The organism is Oleiphilus sp. HI0066 (assembly GCF_001635725.1).
In genome coordinates this window covers 1-826 of the sequence record NZ_LWFH01001659.1, presented here as the reverse complement: position 1 = coordinate 826, position 826 = coordinate 1, and the positions used below count along the sequence as shown (strand labels likewise).

Below are 826 nucleotides of genomic sequence, written 5' to 3'. Positions count from 1 at the left end.
GTTGCCCGACAGCTGTAAAGCCGTCATTAATAGCTCTTCATGGGAGCTTCCGCCAATCTTTCAGTGGCTGCAAGCCAACGGTAACGTTGATGCGACCGAAATGTATCGAACCTTCAACTGCGGTGTGGGTATGGTGGTTTGCGTACCTCAAGATCAAGCCGACGCGGCAGTCAACAAGCTCAATGAACTAGGCGAACAAGCTTGGTTAATTGGTCTAATTGAAGACAAAAGTGACGACGAAGAAGCCGTTGAATTAAGAGGCTAAGAAAAAATGGAAGCGGAACCAGCACCTCTACCAAAAGCTGTCGTCCTTATATCTGGAAATGGTTCAAATCTTCAAGCCATTATTGATGCATCAAGCTCTGGCGAACTCCCTTTAGACATCTGCGCCGTTATCTCGAACGTGCCAGATGTAAAGGGACTAGAACGCGCGGCAGATGCAGAAATCAAAACGCATGTAATTGAGCACAAAAAATATCCTCAACGAGAATTATTTGACGTACAGTTGATTCGCCAAATAAACGAATACCAGCCGGATATAGTCATACTTGCCGGCTTTATGCGCATTTTGAGCAAAGATTTTGTAAACCAATATCTGGGCAAACTTGTAAATATTCACCCGTCGCTACTTCCTCTTTATCCTGGACTTAACACGCACAAAAGAGCGCTAGAAAATCAGGATGCTGAGCATGGCGTCACAGTGCATTATGTTGTCCCAGAACTAGATGCGGGGCCGAATATCATTCAAGCTAAGGTTGACGTTTCTGCAACAGAGACTCAAGAATCGCTTGCAAAAAAAGTTCAAGAACAAGAGCACATTATTTAC

Annotated in this window: 2 protein-coding genes; both read left to right on the top strand. The window is 44.6% G+C overall.

Features of this window, described 5'->3' with window-relative positions; genetic code table 11:
* A partial coding sequence (locus A3738_RS25805) for an AIR synthase-related protein (RefSeq protein ID WP_255376210.1) occupies positions 1–265 on the top strand: 265 nt, incomplete at its 5' end.
* 6 nt (positions 266–271) lie between these two features.
* Positions 272–826, top strand: a 555-nt coding sequence (purN, locus tag A3738_RS25800; protein WP_068763957.1) for a phosphoribosylglycinamide formyltransferase, incomplete at its 3' end; no start/stop codon positions are given.